This window comes from Saccharothrix coeruleofusca (genome assembly GCF_017876325.1).
In the GTDB taxonomy this organism is placed as follows: domain Bacteria; phylum Actinomycetota; class Actinomycetes; order Mycobacteriales; family Pseudonocardiaceae; genus Actinosynnema; species Actinosynnema coeruleofuscum.
Genome location: NZ_JAGINV010000001.1, coordinates 4544464 through 4561964 on the forward strand (window position 1 = coordinate 4544464; position 17501 = coordinate 4561964).

Annotated in this window: 21 protein-coding genes; 10 read left to right on the plus strand and 11 right to left on the minus strand. The window is 73.3% G+C overall.

Going from position 1 to position 17501, the window contains the following annotated elements; all coding sequences use genetic code 11:
* Nucleotides 1-142: 142 nt before the first annotated feature.
* On the minus strand, nucleotides 143-595 hold the full coding sequence (locus JOF41_RS20045) for a PTS sugar transporter subunit IIA (RefSeq protein WP_189224703.1): 453 nt from the start codon (nucleotides 593-595) through the stop codon (nucleotides 143-145).
* Nucleotides 592-828, minus strand: a complete 237-nt coding sequence (locus JOF41_RS20050) for a PTS sugar transporter subunit IIB (RefSeq protein ID WP_189224704.1) — start codon at nucleotides 826-828, stop codon at nucleotides 592-594. Before JOF41_RS20050 ends, JOF41_RS20045 begins: the two co-directional genes overlap by 4 nt.
* Nucleotides 829-999: 171 nt before the next feature.
* Here JOF41_RS20050 and JOF41_RS20055 point away from each other — a divergent pair, with 171 nt between their 5' ends.
* Genes JOF41_RS20055 through JOF41_RS20065 form a run of 3 tightly spaced genes read left to right on the plus strand, consistent with a single transcriptional unit; the run spans nucleotide 1000 to nucleotide 3346 of the window.
* The gene (locus JOF41_RS20055) at nucleotides 1000-1767 is read left to right on the plus strand and encodes a GntR family transcriptional regulator (protein ID WP_189224705.1); all 768 of its coding nucleotides are present in this window, start codon (nucleotides 1000-1002) and stop codon (nucleotides 1765-1767) included.
* Nucleotides 1764-3044, plus strand: coding sequence for a PTS transporter subunit EIIC (locus JOF41_RS20060; protein ID WP_209621108.1), 1281 nt, complete (start codon nucleotides 1764-1766; stop codon nucleotides 3042-3044). Before JOF41_RS20055 ends, JOF41_RS20060 begins: the two co-directional genes overlap by 4 nt.
* Nucleotides 3045-3076: 32 nt before the next feature.
* Nucleotides 3077-3346: an HPr family phosphocarrier protein gene (locus JOF41_RS20065; RefSeq protein ID WP_189224707.1), complete on the plus strand. Its 270-nt coding sequence runs from the start codon at nucleotides 3077-3079 to the stop codon at nucleotides 3344-3346.
* Nucleotides 3347-3401: 55 nt separating this feature from the next.
* Here JOF41_RS20065 and JOF41_RS20070 read toward each other — a convergent pair whose 3' ends face one another.
* Complete coding sequence (locus JOF41_RS20070; RefSeq protein WP_189224708.1) at nucleotides 3402-3755, minus strand: peptidase inhibitor family I36 protein; 354 nt, start codon at nucleotides 3753-3755, stop codon at nucleotides 3402-3404.
* A 221-nt stretch (nucleotides 3756-3976) separates the two neighbouring features.
* On the opposite strand from JOF41_RS20070, the gene JOF41_RS20075 reads away from it, so the two are divergent.
* Nucleotides 3977-4882, plus strand: a complete 906-nt coding sequence (locus tag JOF41_RS20075; protein ID WP_189224709.1) for a BTAD domain-containing putative transcriptional regulator — start codon at nucleotides 3977-3979, stop codon at nucleotides 4880-4882.
* A gap of 3 nt (nucleotides 4883-4885) precedes the next feature.
* On the opposite strand, the gene JOF41_RS20080 is transcribed toward JOF41_RS20075, so the two are convergent.
* From JOF41_RS20080 to JOF41_RS20105, 6 genes are read right to left on the minus strand one after another with little or no spacing between them, the layout of a single operon-like run.
* Nucleotides 4886-5728: a shikimate dehydrogenase gene (locus JOF41_RS20080; protein WP_189224872.1), complete on the minus strand. Its 843-nt coding sequence runs from the start codon at nucleotides 5726-5728 to the stop codon at nucleotides 4886-4888.
* Nucleotides 5725-6921 carry an endolytic transglycosylase MltG gene (gene mltG / locus JOF41_RS20085; RefSeq protein WP_189224710.1) on the minus strand — a complete coding sequence of 399 codons (1197 nt, stop codon included), beginning with the start codon at nucleotides 6919-6921 and terminating at the stop codon, nucleotides 5725-5727. The genes JOF41_RS20080 and mltG overlap by 4 nt, the downstream gene beginning before the upstream one ends.
* Nucleotides 6918-7430 carry a Holliday junction resolvase RuvX gene (ruvX, locus tag JOF41_RS20090; protein WP_189224711.1) on the minus strand — a complete coding sequence of 171 codons (513 nt, stop codon included), beginning with the start codon at nucleotides 7428-7430 and terminating at the stop codon, nucleotides 6918-6920. The genes mltG and ruvX overlap by 4 nt, the downstream gene beginning before the upstream one ends.
* Nucleotides 7417-10089 carry an alanine--tRNA ligase gene (gene alaS, locus JOF41_RS20095; RefSeq protein ID WP_209621110.1) on the minus strand — a complete coding sequence of 891 codons (2673 nt, stop codon included), beginning with the start codon at nucleotides 10087-10089 and terminating at the stop codon, nucleotides 7417-7419. The genes ruvX and alaS overlap by 14 nt, the downstream gene beginning before the upstream one ends.
* A gap of 54 nt (nucleotides 10090-10143) precedes the next feature.
* Nucleotides 10144-10407 carry a hypothetical protein gene (locus JOF41_RS20100; RefSeq protein WP_189224713.1) on the minus strand — a complete coding sequence of 88 codons (264 nt, stop codon included), beginning with the start codon at nucleotides 10405-10407 and terminating at the stop codon, nucleotides 10144-10146.
* Nucleotides 10404-10811 (minus strand): DUF948 domain-containing protein, encoded by a 408-nt coding sequence (locus tag JOF41_RS20105; protein WP_189224714.1) that lies wholly within the window; start codon nucleotides 10809-10811, stop codon nucleotides 10404-10406. Before JOF41_RS20105 ends, JOF41_RS20100 begins: the two co-directional genes overlap by 4 nt.
* Before the next feature lie 138 nt (nucleotides 10812-10949).
* On the opposite strand from JOF41_RS20105, the gene JOF41_RS20110 reads away from it, so the two are divergent.
* The 4 genes from JOF41_RS20110 to JOF41_RS20120 all read left to right on the plus strand — a co-directional run bounded on the left by JOF41_RS20110 (nucleotide 10950) and on the right by JOF41_RS20120 (nucleotide 14072).
* Complete coding sequence (locus tag JOF41_RS20110; RefSeq protein ID WP_209621113.1) at nucleotides 10950-11699, plus strand: polysaccharide deacetylase family protein; 750 nt, start codon at nucleotides 10950-10952, stop codon at nucleotides 11697-11699.
* A gap of 104 nt (nucleotides 11700-11803) precedes the next feature.
* A complete protein-coding gene (locus tag JOF41_RS37885) occupies nucleotides 11804-11935 on the plus strand; it encodes a hypothetical protein (protein ID WP_268248770.1) in 132 nt (43 codons plus the stop codon).
* Nucleotides 11936-13123: a cupin domain-containing protein gene (locus JOF41_RS20115; protein ID WP_189224716.1), complete on the plus strand. Its 1188-nt coding sequence runs from the start codon at nucleotides 11936-11938 to the stop codon at nucleotides 13121-13123.
* A 58-nt stretch (nucleotides 13124-13181) separates the two neighbouring features.
* Entirely contained in the window at nucleotides 13182-14072 is an 891-nt protein-coding gene (locus JOF41_RS20120) for a ferredoxin family protein (protein WP_307867473.1), read from the plus strand.
* Nucleotides 14073-14149: 77 nt separating this feature from the next.
* On the opposite strand, the gene JOF41_RS20125 is transcribed toward JOF41_RS20120, so the two are convergent.
* Complete coding sequence (locus tag JOF41_RS20125; protein ID WP_209621119.1) at nucleotides 14150-14878, minus strand: SAM-dependent methyltransferase; 729 nt, start codon at nucleotides 14876-14878, stop codon at nucleotides 14150-14152.
* Nucleotides 14879-14920: 42 nt separating this feature from the next.
* Nucleotides 14921-16261: a replication-associated recombination protein A gene (locus tag JOF41_RS20130; RefSeq protein ID WP_209621123.1), complete on the minus strand. Its 1341-nt coding sequence runs from the start codon at nucleotides 16259-16261 to the stop codon at nucleotides 14921-14923.
* 118 nt (nucleotides 16262-16379) lie between these two features.
* Between JOF41_RS20130 and JOF41_RS20135 the strand changes: the two genes are divergently transcribed.
* Nucleotides 16380-16967: a uridine kinase family protein gene (locus JOF41_RS20135; RefSeq protein ID WP_307867474.1), complete on the plus strand. Its 588-nt coding sequence runs from the start codon at nucleotides 16380-16382 to the stop codon at nucleotides 16965-16967.
* Nucleotides 16968-16996: 29 nt separating this feature from the next.
* On the plus strand, nucleotides 16997-17416 hold the full coding sequence (locus JOF41_RS20140) for an SRPBCC family protein (protein ID WP_189224720.1): 420 nt from the start codon (nucleotides 16997-16999) through the stop codon (nucleotides 17414-17416).
* Nucleotides 17417-17501 lie beyond the last annotated feature (85 nt).

The following is a 17501-nucleotide window of genomic DNA, read 5'->3' on the forward strand; positions in this document are numbered from 1 at the left end:
GTCCACGGTGGTCCGATCACCGGCAGCGGCACAACAGTGGTCCCGGTTGAACGGTCCGTTCAACCGGGACCACGCGGGGAAGATCACCCCGTCGAGGGAAACCAGTGGTCAGCGGGTCTTGGAGAAACCAGCCCCGGAGGGCTCAGCGGGTCCAGGAGAACAGGGCCTCGCCCGCCGCGACCGAGTCCGCGCCCGCCTCGCTGAGCGCCTCGGGGGAGGCGTCCAGCGCGATCACCGGGCAGATCGGCGCGTACCCGGCGGCCTCCACCTCGGCCGGGTCCCAGGTCACCACCGGCTGGCCCGCCCGCACCGCCTCGCCCTTCACCACGTGCAGGGTGAAGCCCTCGCCCTTGCGCTTGACGGTGTCGATGCCCAGGTGCACCAGCACGGCCGCGCCGTCGGCCGTGGCGACCACGAACGCGTGGGGGTGCAGCGTGACGACCGTGCCGTCCACGGGGGACAGCACGTCGGCCGCCGTGCGGTCGGGCTCCACCGCCACACCGGGGCCGACCATCGCCTGCGCGAAGACCGGGTCGGGCACCTCGGTCAGCGGCACCACGCGGCCGCTGACCGGGCTGGCCACGCTCAGCGTCACAGCAGGTCCTCGATGTCGCTGGCGATGGTGTCGGCCTCGGGGCCCACGACCACCTGGACGACGCTGCCCTGGCGCATCACGCCGTGCGCGCCCAGCGCCTTGAGCGCCTTCTCGTCCACCAAGGACCCGTCCTCCAGCTCACAGCGCAGGCGCGTGATGCACGGCTCGATCTCCACGATGTTGTCCGCCCCGCCGAGCGCGGCGAGGATCGCCGCCGCCTTGTCGTCCGCCATTTCCGAGTCCTCTCTCGACACCTGGAACACCAGAGGGTGCCACCGCTGGGGCACGGTCGCGTAACAGCGGTTGACACCCGCTCGGCGCGGGGAGCATCCTCCCCGCAACCCACTGGTCTAGACCGGAAAGTACCAATCCGGCTGCTCGGGAGAACACCGGGGAGGTGTCGCGTGAACCGGTCCGAGATCGTCGACGGGCCCAAGCCCAAGCACGTGCAGCTGCGCGACATCCTGCGCCGCCTGGCGGAGCAGGAGCTGCCCCCCGGCTCCCCCATCCCCTCCGAGCGCGACCTCGCCGAGCGCTACCGGGTCTCCCGGATCACGGTGCGGGCCGCGGTCGGGCAGCTCGTCGCCGAAGGGCTGCTGACCAGGGCGAAGGGGCGGGGCACGTTCACCGCCCGACGCCGGATGGACGTCCAGCTCTACCTGGAGTCGTTCACCGACGACATGCGACGGCGCGGGCTGACCCCCGCGACCGAGGTGCTGCGCTGCGCCGAGGAGGTGCCGCCGCCATCGGCGGCCACCGCGCTCGGCCTGCCGCCGCGCGAGCCCGCGTGCCTGCTGGTCCGCCTGCGCAGGGCGGACGGGGCGCCGCTGGTGGTGGAGCGGGGCTGGTACAACCCGAGGGTCGTGCCGGACCTGCCCGCGCACGACCTGTCGGGCTCGCTCTACACCCTCATCGCCGACAGCTACGGTGTGCAGCTCGACCACGCCCGCCAGACCGTGTGGGCCGAGGGCGCGGACCAGGGGACGGCACGGCTGCTGGGCGTGCGCCCCGGCAGCCCGCTGCTGGTCTTCCGCCGCGTCAGCAGCTCCGCGGGCAGGCCGGTCGAGGACATGACCTCGTGGTACCGAGGCGATTCCTACCAGGTGACCATGCAATTGGACCGGACCACTCCGGACTCCGGCCCGTACTCCGCCAAGGGAGGTACCCCATGAGCGCCAGCGCCCCACAGGCGACCGGCGGTCGTGAGATCAAGGGACTGGCTGGGCTCCAGCGGTTCGGTCGCAGCCTCATGCTGCCGATCGCCGCGCTGCCCGTGGCCGGTCTGCTGCTGCGACTCGGCCAGGCCGACATCCTCGGCAAGGACGGCCTGGGCTGGAACCAGGTCGCGGCCGTCATCGGCGGCGCGGGTGACGCGCTGTTCGCCAACCTGCCGCTGCTGTTCGCGGTCGGCGTCGCCATCGGGTTCGCCCGGCGCGGGGACGGCTCCACGGCGCTCGCGGCCGTGGTCGGCTACGTGGTCGTGCAGGCCGTGTTCAAGGCGATGTCGCCGTTCGTGCTCCCGACCGCCGAGGACCCGGCCAAGCAGGAGCTGATCAACTACTCGGTGCTCACCGGCATCGTGGTCGGTCTGCTCACCGCGGTGCTGTGGCAGCGGTTCCACCGCATCAAGCTGCCCCCGTACCTGGCCTTCTTCGGCGGACGCCGGTTCGTGCCCATCCTGGTGGCGGGCGTGATGGTCCTGGTCGGCGTGGTGATGGGCCTGATCTACCCGTGGTTCGACAAGGGCCTGACCTGGGTCGGCGAGGCGGTCTCGGGCAGCACCATCGTCGGCGCGGGCATCTACGGCACGGTCAACCGCCTGCTGATCCCGCTGGGTCTGCACCACATCCCGAACACCTTCGTGTGGCAGATCTTCGGCGAGTACGAGGGCAAGACCGGCGACATCCCCCGGTTCATCGCGGGCGACCCCACCGCGGGCACCTTCCAGACCGGCTTCTTCCCGATCTTCATGTTCGCCCTCCCGGCGGCGGCGCTGGCCATCGTGCACACCGCACGCCCGGCGCAGAAGAAGGTCATCGCGGGCATCATGGGCTCGGCCGCGCTGACCTCCTTCGTCACCGGCGTCACCGAGCCGCTGGAGTTCGCGTTCATGTTCGTGGCGTGGCCGCTGTACCTAATCCACGCGGTGCTCACCGGCACCTCGCTGGCCATCAGCAACGCGCTGGGCATCCGCGACGGGTTCTCCTTCTCCGCGGGCGCCATCGACTACCTGCTCAACTTCAACATCGCCACCAAGCCGCTGCTGATCCTCGTGCTGGGCGTGATCTACGCGGCGATCTACTACTTCCTGTTCCGGTTCGTCATCACCAAGTGGAACCTGCGCACGCCGGGCCGGGACGAGGACGAGGACCCCGAGGCCGACCCGAGCGTCGTCGAGGGCTCCGAGAAGACCAGGAAGGGTGCCCGCCGCGACGCCGCCGGGGCGTGAGGCGGGACCAGGACGACGAGAGGGACGGTTCCATGCCTGAGCGACGGGTCACCGTGGCGAGCAAGGTCGGGCTGCACGCCCGCCCAGCCGCGGTGCTGGCCAAGGCGGCGGCGGGCCAGCCGGTGAAGGTCACCATCCGCAAGGACGACGGCCAGCCGGTGGAGGCGGCGAGCGTGCTGGGTCTGATGACGCTCGGCGCGATGCACGGCGACGAGGTGGTGCTGGCCGCCGAGGGCGAGGGCGCGGAGTCCGCGCTGGAGGCCATCGCGGAGATCATCGCCACCGACCTCGACGAGGGCTGACCCCGCGCCGGAGGCCCCCTGCCCGCACTCGGGCAGGGGGCCTCCGGCTGTCCGGCTAGCAGGCGCCGCGGCGCAGCGAGCTGGTCCGGTCCGAAGCCCACCCGAAGTCCGGGTAGCTGGCGCCTGCGGCCATCTGGGCGAACGGCTGGGTGTAGTTGTAGCCGTCGTACAGGCACCACGGCACGGTGTCGCGGTTCCAGCCCGAACTGATCGCGTTGTCCAGCCCGAAGGCCCGCAGGTCCGGCGCGCCCTGGTTGAAGCAGCCGGGCGTGCCGCTGAAGTTCGGGTTGGCGAACACCCCGACCCGCCAGCCGTCGCAGGCCGCGGGCGCCGCGCTCGCGGCCGGTGCGAGCACCACCGCCGTCGCCGCCGCCGCCAGCCCCGCCGCGATCCCCGTGAGCAAACGCATTCTTCCCCCTAAAGTGTTGTATTCGACCTTGCCCGGACAATGCTATTGATCGACGGGAAAAGATTTCTCCACCGGCGCTCCGCCGAATCGAATGCCCGCCAGCAGGCAAAACGGTCCGCCCAGCGGCAGGAAGAGGAAAATCGACCGCTCGATCGCCCCTTCCGCCGCCCGATCCCGTGCGTCGGATTCCTCGGTTACTTTGATGCGGGGGGTAAGGGAAGATGGGGACGAAGACGTTCGGTGAGGAGCTGCGCGCGCGCCGCGCCCGGCTCGGCTTGACCCAGCGGGAAGTCGCGTTGCGCGCGGGGATCAGCGTGCGCGCCGTGCGCTACATCGAGAGCGGCCAGGTGTCGGCGCCCAGACCGGCCTCGCTGCACCGGCTGGCCGCGACCGTGGGCCTGGACCCGGCCGCCTACCTGGGCGGGCGGCCCGCGACGCGGCTGGGCGTGCTGGGCCCGCTGGTGGTGCGGCGCGGCGGCGAGCCGGTGCGCGGGGTGCCGCTGATGCAGCGCTGCCTGCTGGGCCTGCTGGCCCTGCACCCGAACCGGGTGGTCGGGCGGGAGGAGATCATCGAGGTGCTGTGGTCGGGCAGACCGCCGCTGTCGCACGCGCACCTGGTGCACAACTACGCGGCCCGCGTGCGGCGGCTGTGCCGGGTCGAGCGGGTCGGGCACGGCTACCGGCTGGTCGCCGACGCCCGGCAGCTGGACCTGGTCCGCTTCGCCGAGCTGACCGGCGACCACGACGACCCCGCCCGGCTCGCCGAGGCGGTGCGGCTGTGGCGCGGGCCGGTGCTGGCCGACCTGCCCGACGCGGTGCGGCAGCACCCCACCGCCGTGGCGCTGCACCAGCAGCGCATCGCCGCGGTACTCGCGCACACCGAGCTGGTGCTGCGGCAGGAGCGGGCCGGGGCGCTCACGCCGTCACTGATCGAGCTGGCCCACCACGAGCCGCTGCACGAGGGGGTGCAGGCCGCCCACCTGCTGGCGCTGGCCCGCTCCGGGCAGCAGGCCGCGGCGCTGCGGCTGTTCGACCGGGTGCGCGAACGGCTGGCCGCCGAGCTGGGCGTCGACCCCGGTCCGCAGCTGCGCGCCGCCCACCTGCGCGTGCTGCGCCAAGCGTTGTGAGGACTACAGGGGCAGCGGGAGCAGCTCCCCGGTCGCCGCGCGCAGCGCCTTGCGCATCGCCTCGCGCGGCGCGGGCTGCCCGGTGAACTGCTCGGCCTGACCGAACGCCTGGTGCAGCAGCATGTCCAGACCGGTGGCCAGCGGTCGACCCGCCCGGCCGACCGCCTCGGCCAGCGGTGTCGGCCACGGGTGGTAGATCACGTCCAGCGCGCACGGGGCCAGCGCCAGCGCGTCGGCGATCGGCCCGGTCGCCGCTGGCGGCACGGTGCTGACCAGGACGTCCGACCCGGCCGCCAGCGCGGCGAAGTCCGCCTCCGCCCACGCCACCACGTCCAGCGCCACGCCCGCCCGCCGCGCGCAGGCGACCGCCTCGACCGCCCGCGCCGGGTCGCGCACCACCAGCGACACCGACCGCACCCCCACCGACGCCAGCGCCACCAGCGCGGCCGTGGCGGTGCCCCCGGCGCCCAGCAGCAGCGCGGTCGACCCGGAGGTGAAGCCGCACGCGGCGCGCAGCGCGCCGGTCACGCCGTCCACGTCGGTGCAGTCCGCCCGCCAGCCGCCGTCGCGCGGCACCAGCGTGTTCGCCGCGCCCACCAGCTCCGCCCTCGGCGTGGCCGACGAGGCCACCGCCAGCGCCGCGCGCTTGGCGGGCATGGTCACCGACAGCCCGGCCCACTCCGGGCCCAACCCGGCGACCAGCCCGGCCACCCCGTCGGCCGCGCACTCGACCCGGTCGTAGGACCAGTCCAGGCCCAGCTCGGCGAAGCAGGCGTTGTGCAGCACGGGCGAGAGCGAGTGCGACACCGGCGAGCCGATGACCGCGGCGCGGCGGGACACGGTCAGAAGACCCCCTCGCGCTGCGCCTTGGCGGCGACCTGCTTGTGCTCGTCGAAGGTCTCGGTGAAGCAGGTGGTGCCGTCCTTCTGGCACTTCACGAAGTACAGCCACGGCCCCGGCTCGGGGTTGATGGCCGCCTCGACGGCCTCCCGGCTCGGCGAGCCGATCGGCGTCGGCGGCAGGCCGGTGACCTGGTAGGTGTTGTACGGCCCGGAGCGACCGCGGTCCTCGTCGCTGGTGGTGATGATCGGCCGCTCCAGCTTGTAGTTGACCGTGGAGTCGAGCTGGAGGATCTGCCCGATCGCCAGCCGGGACTGGATGACCCGCGAGATCTTGCCGAAGTCCTTGGCCAGCCCCTCCTTCTCGATCAGCGAGGCGATGGTCAGGACCTCGTAGGGCCGGTAGCCGGTGTTCCTGGTGTTGGCCGGGATGCCGTAGCCCTGCAGCCGGGTCACCGACGTGGTGACCACGCTCTTGAGCAGCTCGGCCGCGTTCGCGCCGGGCTTGAGGTGGTAGAGGCCGGGCACGATCAGGCCCTCCAGCCGGTTCTCCTTGGGGGCCTTGGTGAAGTCGGCCAGCGCCCAGTCCGGCACGCCCAGCGCGGCCGGGTCGGCGTTCTCCGCCGCGTCGCGCAGCTCCTGCGGCGTGACGCACTTCTTCGCCCCGTCCAGCTCGACGCACGACGCCTCGGACAGCTTGGCCAGCACGCCGGGGGTGACCTTGCCGTCGGGCGCGGTGATGTCGTGCAGGATGTTGCCGCCGCGGACCTCCAGCGGCACCACCTTGGTCTTCGGGTCGACCATCCTGGCCACCGCGGCCTCGCCGGACATCTTGGTCTTCATCAGGTAGAAGCCCGGCTGGATGGCGGTGACCCTGGCGTCGTCCTTGCCCGCCTCGGTGAACGCCCGCGCGCTGGCCACCACGTCCTGCTCCTTGAGCGTGGTGGCGATCGTGCCGACCGGGTCGCCGTCCTTGACCTCGATCACCACGTCGGTCTCACCCGTGCCCGCGTAGTCGTCCCACGAGCCGATGCCGCTGAGCGTGCGGTAGCCGTAGTACGCACCGACGCCGCCGATCCCCAGCACCAGCGCCACCACGACCCACAGGACCGTGCGCTTGCGCCTGCCCCGCCGGGCCGCGCCCGCACGTCCGCGCGGCCGTTCATCGGGATCGTTGAACAACCCGAGGTCGTCGTTCACGAGCCGTCCTTAGCTCCGGGGGCCCGCTCCTGAGCGGCTCGGGCCACGTGTCGCGCCCGCGCGTCCAGCCAGGACTGCAGGATCTCGACCGCGGCAGCCTGGTCCACGACAGCACGTCGCTTCTTGCCTCGTACCCCACGCTCGGCGAGCACCCGGCTCGCCGTCACCGTGGTCAGCCGTTCGTCGGTCAACCGCACCGGCACCGGGGCGACGCGTTCAGCCAACCCAGCAGCGTACGCCACCGCGGCCTGCGCCGCCGGCCCGTCCTTGCCCGCGAGCGTGCGCGGCAGGCCGACCACGACCTCCACCACGTCGTGCTCGGCGACCAGGGCGGCCAGGTCCGCGAGGTCCCGACCGCCCTTCTCGTCGCGGGCCAGGGTGACCAGCGGGGTGGCCAGGAACGCGCTCGGGTCGCTCAGCGCGACCCCGACCCGCACCGCCCCGACGTCGACCCCCAGCCTCCTGCCGAGGCCGGGGTCGTCGACGCCGGGACGGTCAGCGCTGCTCAAGGGCGCGTTCCACCTCGGCCCGCACGGCGGCCACGGCCTCGGCGATCCCACCGGGGTTGGTGCCGCCGCCCTGGGCCATGTCCGGCTTGCCGCCGCCGCGCCCGCCCACGGCCGGGGCGAAGGCGGGCACCAGCTTGCCCGCGGCCAGCCCGAGGTCGCGGGCGGCGGAGGTGGTGGCCACCACGAAGCTGACCTTGCCGCCGTCCGGGGCGAACAGGGCGACCACGCCGGGCCGCTCGCCCAGCCTGCCGCGCACCTCGGTGGCGATGGTGCGCACGTCGCCGCCGGAGGTGCCCTCCGGCAGGGCCAGCGCCACCACGGCCACGCCGCGCACGTCCAGGGCCTGGTCGGCCAGCGACCCGGCGGAGGCGACGAGCTGGGCGGCGCGGACGCGCTCCAGCTCCTTCTCGGCCGCGCGCAGCCGCTCCACCAGGGCCTCGACGCGGGCGGGCACCTCGACGTCGGGGACCTTCAGCATGGCGGCGACGTTCTGCACCAGGGCCCGCTCCTGGGCCAGGTACTTGAACGCCTCGATGCCGACGTAGGCCTCCAGGCGCCGCACGCCCGAGCCGACCGACGACTCGCCGATCATGGTGATCGGGCCGATCTGGGACGAGTGCTCCACGTGCGTGCCACCGCACAGCTCGCGCGACCAGGGGCCGCCGATCTCCACCACGCGCACGGTCTCGTCGTAGGTCTCGCCGAACAGGGCGACCGCGCCCATCTCCTGGGCGCCGCCCATGTCGGTGTAGACCACGCGCACCGGCAGGTCCTTGCGGACCGCGAGGTTGGAGACCTCCTCGATCTCGCTGCGCGTCTCCTCCGACAGGCCGCCGGTCCAGGCGAAGTCCAGCCGCAGGTAACCCGGCTTGTTGTAGGAGCCGCTCTGCAGGGCCGACGGGCCGAGCACCTGGCGCAGGGCGGCGTGCACCACGTGCGTGCCCGAGTGGCCCTGGCGGGCGCCGACGCGCCACTCCGGGTCGACGCGGGCCTCGACGTGCTCGCCCTCGGCGATCTCGCCGGAGAGCACGCGCACCTGGTGCACCCACAGCTTGCGGGCCACCTTCTGGACGTCGACGACCTCCAGCTCGGCGTTGCCGGAGACGATGGTGCCCGCGTCGCTCTCCTGGCCGCCGGACTCGGCGTACAGCGGGGTGCGGTCGAGCACGACCTCGACGATGTCGCCTTCCTTGGCCGAGCGGACCCGCTTGCCCTCGCGGACGATGCCGCGCAGCGTGGCCTCGGAGGCCAGCTCGGTGTAGCCGGTGAACTCGGTGGCGCCCAGCTCCAGCAGCTCGCGGTAGACGGTCTGGTCGCCGTGGCCGGTCTTCTTGCCCGCGGCGTCGGCCTTGGCGCGGGCGCGCTGCTCGGCCATCAGCTTGCGGAAGCCGTCCTCGTCCACGCTCAGGCCCGCCTCGGCGGCCATCTCCAGGGTGAGGTCGATGGGGAAGCCGTAGGTGTCGTGCAGCTGGAAGGCCTTGTCGCCGGGCAGCGTGGCGCGGCCGTCCGCCTTGACCTGGGCGGCGGCGGTGTCGAAGATCCGCGAGCCCGCCTCGAGGGTGCGCAGGAAGGTGTCCTCCTCGGCCTTGAGCACCTGGGCGATCCGGTCGAAGCCGCTGACCAGCTCCGGGTAGGTGGGGCCCATCGCGTCGCGGACCACCTCGGCGAAGCGCACCAGCACCGGCTCGGTCACGCCGAGCAGGCGGGCCGAGCGGATGATCCGGCGCAGCAGGCGGCGCAGCACGTAGCCGCGGGCCTCGTTGCCGGGGGTGACGCCGTCGCCGACGATCAGCACGCCGCTGCGGGCGTGGTCGGCGATGACGCGGAAGCGGACGTCGTCGACCTCGTTGGCGCCGTACTTGCGGCCGGACAGCTCCTCGGCCTTCTGGATGACCGGGCGCACCAGGTCGGTCTCGTAGACGTTGTCCACGTCCTGCAGCAGCAGCGCGACCCGCTCGACGCCCATGCCGGTGTCGATGCTCTTGGCGGGCAGGTCGCCCAGGATCGGGAAGTCCTCCTTGCCCGACCCGGCGCCCCGCTCGTTCTGCATGAAGACCAGGTTCCAGATCTCCAGGTACCGGCTCTCGTCGGCGATCGGGCCGCCCTCGGCGCCGTACTCGGGGCCCCGGTCGTAGTAGATCTCCGAGCACGGGCCGCACGGACCGGGCACGCCCATGGACCAGAAGTTGTCGGCCATGCCGCGGCGCTGGATGCGCTCCAGCGGCAGGCCCGCGACCTTCTGCCACAGCTCGATGGCCTCGTCGTCGTCCAGGTAGACGGTCACCCAGATGCGCTCCGGGTCGAACCCGTAGCCGCCCTGGTCCTGGGGGTTGGTGATCAGCTCCCAGGCCAGCCGGATGGCGTCTTCCTTGAAGTAGTCGCCGAACGAGAAGTTGCCCGCCATCTGGAAGAAGGTGTTGTGGCGGGTGGTCTTGCCGACCTCGTCGATGTCCGGGGTGCGCACGCACTTCTGCACGCTGGTGGCGCGCGGCCACGGCGGCGGGGCCTCGCCCAGGAAGTAGGGCTTGAAGGGCACCATGCCCGCGTTGACGAACAGCAGGTTCGGGTCGTCCAGGATCAGCGAGGCGCTGGGCACGACCGCGTGCCCGGCCCGCTCGAAGTGCTCGCGGAAGCGCTTGATGATCTCGTGGGTCTGCACGGTGGTTCCTCGGGTGGTGGTGGAATCAGGGCGCGGCGGAGGCGAACGACCTGCTCAGTCGTTCGCCCTGCGCGCTCGCCGACCCGGCGTGAAGCCCGTCTGGCGCTCCACGGTCCGCTGCAGCTCCTGCTCGCGCTCGCTCATGCCCGCGCGCACCTCGGCGCCGAAGGAGCCGATGGCGCCCGCCAGCTCGCGCAGGCCCTCGCCGACGTTGGCGCCGATGCCCGCGGGCGTGGCGGCGTGCGCGGCCTGGTTGGCCTTGCGGGTGGCGGCCACGCCCGCGGCGATGCCCAGCCCGAACCAGAACAGCCGCCTCATCGCTTCCCCCCGCGGGCGGTGCGGCGGCGCAGGTGCTTGCCGGGGGCTTCGCTCGCCTTGCGGCGGGCGCGGATGGCCTTGCTGACGCCGTAGGACAGCGCCGCGGCCTTGACCAGCGGCCCGCCGAGGGTGGCGGTGAACAGCGAGGTGAGCGCGGAGACGTTGCCGGTGACGGCGCGCGCGTTGGCGGTGATGCCGTCCACCCGCTCCAGCTGCGCGTTCACGTGCGTGATCGTGGTGTTCGCCCCGCTGAAGATGGGGTCGCTGTTCTGGTGCGCCTTGCGGATGGCGATCGTGGCCTCGTCGAGCGTGCGCCCGAGCTTGATCAGCGGGATCGCCAGCAGGATCACCAGCAGCACGAACGCACCGGCGGCGACCAGCGCGGCGATCTGCCCTGGCGACACGGATCCTCCTGGTGAGCGTACGGGCGCGGATGAGGGGTCAAGGTTACCGCGCGTCGCCCGATCGGCCTCTGGTGGATCTCGGTTCGCCGTGCGGGCCCCACGCCTGGGCATGTGGGCAGGTGCCGGCATCCTTCGCCGATGCGTTTCTTCCCCACCAACACGCGCGCGCGGAGGCTGGTCGTCGCGTTAGCGGTTGTCGTGGTGCTGACCCCGCTGTGCGGCTTGGGTTTGTGGCAGCTCGCCGGCGCGCGGACGTTCCAGTTCTACGGCGGTCTGGTCAGCTCCGTGGAGACCTCGGCGAAGGTGGTCGCGCTGACCTTCGACGACGGCCCCGACCCCGCCGGGGCGCGGCGGACGCTGGACGAGCTGGCCGCGCGGGAGGTACCGGCCACCTTCTACCTGACCGGGCACGAGCTGGCCGCGCACCCCGAGCTGGGCCGGGCCGTCGCCGAGGCGGGCCACGAGATCGGCAACCACTCCTTCTCCCACGACCGCATGGTGTTCGTGACGCCGGGCCGGGTGGCCGACGAGGTCGAGCGCACCGACGAGCTGATCCGCGCCACCGGCTACCGGGGGCCGATCACCTTCCGCCCGCCCAACGGCAAGAAGCTGCTGGTCCTGCCGCGCTACCTCGACCAGCACGGCCGCACGACGGTCATGTGGGACGTGGAGCCCAACTCCTACCCCGAGGTCGACCGCAGCGCCGAGGCCACCGCCCGGCACGTGGTGGACAACGCCCGCCCCGGCTCGATCGTCCTGCTGCACAGCATGTACCAGGGCAGGCAGGCCAGCCGGGACGCGATCGGGCCGATCGTGGACCGGCTCCGCGAGCGCGGCTACCGGTTCGTCACCGTCTCCGAACTGCTGGCGATGGGGCCGCCCAGGTGAGCGCCGGGTAGTGAGAAGTACTCGGATGACCGATGACCGGGACCTCCCGCTGCCGTAGCGTGATCTTCGCAGTGCAGTGCACCACCCCCAGGGAGGATTGGCACATGGCTCAGGAGCACGAGACCACGTACGAAGCGCCTTCCAGCGGTCTGCTGCTCGGTGTGGAGGCGTTGCCCGGCGCGGTGGACCGCGGCAAGGCCAACGGCGCGGTGGCCGACAACGACGGCAACGACTGAGTGACCGTCCCGACCCTGGCTGACCTCGTCGCACCGGTCGAGGTCAGCCAGTTCTTCGACGCGGTGCAGGGCCGGACCTACCGCAGGTTCCCCGGCCGTGCCGGGCGCTTCGCCGAGCTGCTGCCGTGGTCGGAGGTCAACCGGGTGCTGCGGCAGCACCGGTTGGACTTCCCCCGCCTGCGCCTGGCGCAGGGCGGTGAGGTGGTGCCCGCCCACACCTACACGGAGATGGTGCAGACCCGGCGCACCGGTCTGGTCCCCCGGCTGCTGCCCGAGCGGTTCGCCGAGAAGATGCGCGGCGGCGCCACCCTGGTGCTGGACTCGGTCAACGAGCTGTTCGAGCCGGTCGGCGAGCTGGCCGCGCGGCTGGAGCACGAGCTGCGGGAACGGGTCCAGGTCAACCTGTACGCGGGCTGGGGCGTCACGCACGGCTTCGACGTGCACTGGGACGACCACGACGCGATCATCGTCCAGATCTCCGGGCGCAAGCGCTGGCGGGTGCACGGGGTGACCCGGCCCGCTCCGCTGCAGCGGGACGTGGAGCTGCCGCGGCGGCCCTCCGACGAGCCGCTGGACGACTTCATGCTCGAAGACGGCGACGTGCTGTACGTGCCGCGCGGGCACTGGCACGACGTCTCCGCGGTCGGCTCGGAGTCGCTGCACCTGACCATCGGGTTCAACCGGGCCACCGGGGTGGACCTGGTGTCCTGGCTGGCCGACCAGGCGCGGGCGGAGGAGCTGTTCCGCACCGACCTGCCGCGCTTCGCGAGCGCCGGGGCCAAGGCCGAGCACGCGCGGGCGCTGCGGGAGAAGCTGCTGGCCATGCTGGACGACGGGGTGGTCGAGCGGTTCCTCGACGACCGCGACGCCCAGGCCCCGGCGATCCCGCACGCGGGGCTGCCGTGGACGGCGACGGCGGCGCTGCTGCCGCCGGACGACGAGGCCGAGGTGCGGCTGCTGGTGCCACGCGCGGTGCTGCGGGTGGAGGGCGACCGGGTGTCGCTGTCGGCGGCGGGCAAGCGGCTGGTGTTCGCCTCGGCCGCCGCGCCGGTGCTCGAAGCCCTGTTGTCCGCGCCACACCACTCGGTGAAATCCCTGGTGGAGGCGGGTCTGCCGACTCTGGACCGAGCCACGACCCGCGCTCTGCTCGCGGAGTTGGCCGCACAAGGGCTGCTCGCGCCGGAGTGATTCGTTAAGCTTAGGTATGCCTAACGTAAGTTCCGAGGCGTTGCCGGGCTGTGCGGTCGTGACGCGGCTGCTCGGCGGCAACCCGGCCGGAACGGCGGCGCGCATGACGTCCTGGCTGCTCGTGGAGCAGCCGGGCCCGTGGACCGCCGACGCGTTGGAGCGGACCCTCGGCCCGGTGCTCGGGTCGGAGCGGTTGGAGTCGCTGCGCGCCGCGGGTCTGCGGCCGCTGCTGATCCGCCGCCCCGGCCGCCACCGGCGCGACCCGGCGGCCCCCCGTTCGGTGTACCTGGCCAGCGGTGTGCCGGGGAACCGGTGGCTGGAGCGGCGGGAGGTCACCGACCTGGCCGGGTTGGCCGAGCTCGACCTGGAAGCGGTGGTGCGGGGCGAGCCGGGGCACGGCGAGCCGGTGGCGGGCCCGCTGTTCCTGGTCTGCACGCACGGCACCAAGGACATGTGCTGCGCGGTGCTGGGCCGCCCGCTGGCGGGTGTGCTCGGCGAGAACCACCCCGGCAGGGCCTGGGAGGTCAGCCACGTCGGCGGTGACCGCTGGGCGGGCAACCTGCTGGTGGTGCCCGACGGCTTCCTGCACGGCCAGCTCGACCCCGGTGAGGCGGTGCTGGTGGCCAAGGCCGCGATGGCGGGTCAGGTCCAGCCCGACCAGCTGCGCGGGCGCACCTCCGCGGCGACGCCGTGGGCGCAGTACGCCGAGATCGCGGTGCGCAGGCACGCGGGCCTGCGCGGCCTGGACGCGGCGCTGGCCGTGGACGAGCGCCCGGTTCCCACCGACGACGGCGAGGCGCGCGTGGTGACCGTGCGCGGCATCGACCTGTTCTACGAGGTGGTCGTCCACCGCAGCACCGCCGCGAGCAGCGGCACCAGCCGGTGCGCGGGCCGCATCTCCCCGCCCGCGTACCGCACCGAGTCGATCCGGCTGCTCAGCACCGTCTGAGGCGGGCGCCGCCGCCCCCGTCCGGTATCCCCGGCCGGGCGGGAGACGGCGGCAAGCGCGGTCGGGCGCGGGCCGGGTCAGGTCCGCGCGAGGGTCAGGTAGGCGAAGCCGAGGCTGCCGCGGTAGCCCTTGAGCCAGCCGTCGCGGTGCTCGTCCACGATAGCCCGCACCGAGGCCGCCTCGGGGTGCTCCGGGTGCTCCAGCAGCCAGCGCTCCCGGCCCGCGCACCAGCGGGACTCGAAGTCGTCCCACTCGTCGGGCGTGGCGGTGGTCAGCGCGAGCAGCCGGAAGCCGCTGTCCAGCGCCAGGTCCACCAGCTCCGCCAGGTCGCCGGGCACGGTGTCGCCGAAGATCCCCAGCGCCCGCTCGGTGGGCGGGCGCTCCCAGAACCCCTCCCCCAGCAGCAGCCTGCCGCCGGGCCTGGTCCGCTCGCGCAGAGCGGCCAGCGCCTGCCCGGTGCCGCCCCAGGCGTGCGACGCGCCGACGCAGATGGCCACGTCCGCGGCGGGCCCCTGCCAGGTGGTGACGTCGGCCGGCTCCAGGCTCACGTGCGCGGACCGCCCTCGGGCGGCGATGGCGGCCCGCCCGCGCCGGACGGCGTGCTCGTCGCTGTCCACGCCCAGGCCGCGGGCGGTCGGCTCGTGCTCCACGGCGCGCAGCAGCAGCTCCCCCCAGCCGCAGCCGTAGTCGACCACCGTCGCGCCCGCCAGCGGATGCAGGCCGTTGATCAGCTGGTAGGACTTGACGTCGGAGAGCGGCGAGTTGAAGTCGAGGTAGGCGTGGCCGTTGGCCGGGACGTCCGTCACGCGGCCACGGTGGCAGACGCGGCCCGGCTCGGCACCGGATTTTCACTCCTGGCCGCGGACCACCCGGCGCAGTCTGGGCAGCCGCTCGGCGATGACCCGCTCCGCGCCCCGGCCGGTCGGCGCGTAGTAGTCGCGGCCGACCAGCTCGTCCGGCGGGTACTGCTGGGTCAGCACGCCCTCGGGCACGTCGTGCGGGTAGCGGTAGCCCTGGGCGTTGCCCAGCTTGGCCGCGCCCGCGTAGTGGCCGTCGCGCAGGTGCGCGGGCACCGGGCCGGTGGCGCCCTTGCGCACGTCCTCCATGGCCGCGCCGATCGCCGTGGTGACCGCGTTGGACTTCGGCGCGGTGGCCAGGTGCACGGTGGCCTGGGCCAGGTTGAGCGCGCACTCGGGCAGGCCGATCAGCTGCACCGCCTGCGCGGCGGCGACAGCGGTCTGCAGCGCGGTCGGGTCGGCCATGCCCACGTCCTCGCTGGCGTGGATGACCAGCCTGCGCGCGATGAACCGGGGGTCCTCCCCCGCCTCGATCATCCGGGCCAGGTAGTGCAGCGCGGCGTCCACATCGGACCCCCGGATGGACTTGATGAACGCGCTGGTCACGTCGTAGTGCTGGTCGCCCTGCCGGTCGTAGCGCACGGCGGCCTTGTCGACGGTGGCCTCCAGCCGCTCCAGGGTCAGCTCGCCCGCCACGCCGTCGGCGGCGGCCTCCAGCGCGGTCAGCGCGCGCCGGGCGTCACCGCCCGCCAGCCGCACCAGGTGGTCCTCGGCGTCCCGGGCCAGGGTCACCGAGCCGCCGAGGCCGCGTTCGTCGGCGACCGCGCGGCGGACCACGAGGCGCACCGCGTCGTCGGTGAGCGGGCGCAGCTGCAGCACCAGCGAGCGCGACAGCAGCGGTGAGACGACCGAGAAGAACGGGTTCTCCGTGGTGGCCGCGACCAGCAGCACGATCCGGTCCTCCACCGCGCCGAGCAGGGCGTCCTGCTGGGTCTTGGAGAACCGGTGCACCTCGTCGATGAACAGCACGGTCGACTCGCCGGAGCGGACCAGCCTGCGGCGCGCCTCGTCGATGACGGCGCGCACCTCCTTCACCCCGGCCGACAGCGCCGACAGCGCGGCGAACCGCCGTCCGGTGGCACGGGAGACCAGCGTGGCCAGGGTGGTCTTGCCGGTGCCCGGCGGGCCGTAGAGCATCACCGAGGCGGGCGCGGCGCCCTCTACCAGCCTGCGCAGCGGGGCACCCGGTCCGAGCAGGTGGTCCTGCCCGACGACCTCGTCGAGGTCGCGCGGCCGCATCCGGACGGCCAGCGGCGCGTTGGCGGCGATCCGGGCTTCGCGCTCCTCGGGGTCGACTCCGAACAAGCCCTCGTCGAACAGCCTTTCGGTCACGTGTTCGACTGTAGTCGTCCGGTGTGCGCCCCTCACCGCGAGCAGCGGCGCTACGCGATCGGGTTCGGGTGTGCGAGACTCATGTCCCGTGCCGTCACCTGCCGTTCACGCGCGCGTTGTGCTCCTCGCGGGTCCTTCGGGCTCGGGCAAGTCCACTCTCGCCGCCCACCTGGGCTGGCCGGTCCTGCGACTGGACGACTTCTACCGCGAGGGTGACGACCCGCTGCTGCCGCGCGACGCGGCGGGCCGACCGGACTGGGACGCCGAGCGGTCCTGGAACACCGCCGAGGCGCTGGCGGCCGTGGTGGCGCTGGCCACCACGGGCGCGGTCGAGGCGCCGGTCTACGACATCGCTTCGGACTCCCGCGTCGGCAGCCGGGCGGTGGTGCTGGACGGCGCGCCCGTGTTCCTGGCCGAGGGGCTGTTCGCGGACCGACTGGTGGCGGGCTGCCGGGAGGCGGGTGTGCTGGCCGACGCGGTGGTGCTCGCGCCGAGCTCGTCGGTGACCTTCGCGCGGCGGTTGGCCCGCGACGTGGCCGAGGCGCGCAAGCCGGTGCCGCTGCTGCTGCGCCGCGGCCTGCGGTTGCTGCGCGAGCAGCCTGCGGTGGTGCGCCGCTGCTGCGACGCCGGGATGCGCCGGATCACCCCCGCTCGGGCGCGGGTCGAACTGGCCGCGATGGGGCGACGGCTGCCCGCCGCGGTGTAGTGCCCGGTCGCGGCGGGTACCGCTGCGACATGGCTGAGTTCGAGCACGAGCAGAAGATCCCAGTTCAGGCGCGTGCGGTGTTCGACGCCGCGCGGGACGTCTCCGCCTTGGACGCGTGGCTGCCCGATGGCGTGCAGGTCGAGCCGAGTGGGCCGGAGCGGGTCACCGGGCGGGTGTCGGTGGGCGACGACGTCGAGGAGGCCGACGGGTACTTCACCGTCGACGAGGAGCGCCGCCGCCTGGAGTGGGGCGACCTGGACGGCGAGGGGTACTCGGGGTGGCTGGAGGTCCGCGAGGACGGTCCGGCGGAGAGCACCGCGGTGCTGCACCTGGACGTGCGCGGCGACCACGCCTCGGCGGTCGGCGGGCAGTCCCACGAGATGACCGACGGCTACCTGGGCCAGGCGCTGGACCGGCTCGCCGCGCTGGCCGCGGACCGCGCCACGTGAGCATGTTCACCTGATCGACCAGCGGGAACACCGAAAAGCGATGTTTAAAGTGGACGGAGCATGTTCTGGGCGCCTCTCGCCCGCA

Excerpts from the sequence above, each read along its gene's own strand:
- JOF41_RS20065 (WP_189224707.1), top strand. The coding sequence starts at position 3,077 with ATGCCTGAGCGACGGGTCACCGTGGCGAGCAAGGTCGGGCTGCACGCC.
- JOF41_RS20070 (WP_189224708.1), bottom strand. The coding sequence starts at position 3,755 with ATGCGTTTGCTCACGGGGATCGCGGCGGGGCTGGCGGCGGCGGCGACG.
- JOF41_RS20140 (WP_189224720.1), top strand. The coding sequence starts at position 16,997 with ATGGCTGAGTTCGAGCACGAGCAGAAGATCCCAGTTCAGGCGCGTGCG.
- JOF41_RS20110 (WP_209621113.1), top strand. The coding sequence starts at position 10,950 with ATGCGTTTCTTCCCCACCAACACGCGCGCGCGGAGGCTGGTCGTCGCG.
- JOF41_RS20050 (WP_189224704.1), bottom strand. The coding sequence starts at position 828 with ATGGCGGACGACAAGGCGGCGGCGATCCTCGCCGCGCTCGGCGGGGCG.
- JOF41_RS20060 (WP_209621108.1), top strand. The coding sequence starts at position 1,764 with ATGAGCGCCAGCGCCCCACAGGCGACCGGCGGTCGTGAGATCAAGGGA.
- JOF41_RS37885 (WP_268248770.1), top strand. The coding sequence starts at position 11,804 with ATGGCTCAGGAGCACGAGACCACGTACGAAGCGCCTTCCAGCGGTCTG.
- JOF41_RS20100 (WP_189224713.1), bottom strand. The coding sequence starts at position 10,407 with ATGAGGCGGCTGTTCTGGTTCGGGCTGGGCATCGCCGCGGGCGTGGCC.
- JOF41_RS20075 (WP_189224709.1), top strand. The coding sequence starts at position 3,977 with ATGGGGACGAAGACGTTCGGTGAGGAGCTGCGCGCGCGCCGCGCCCGG.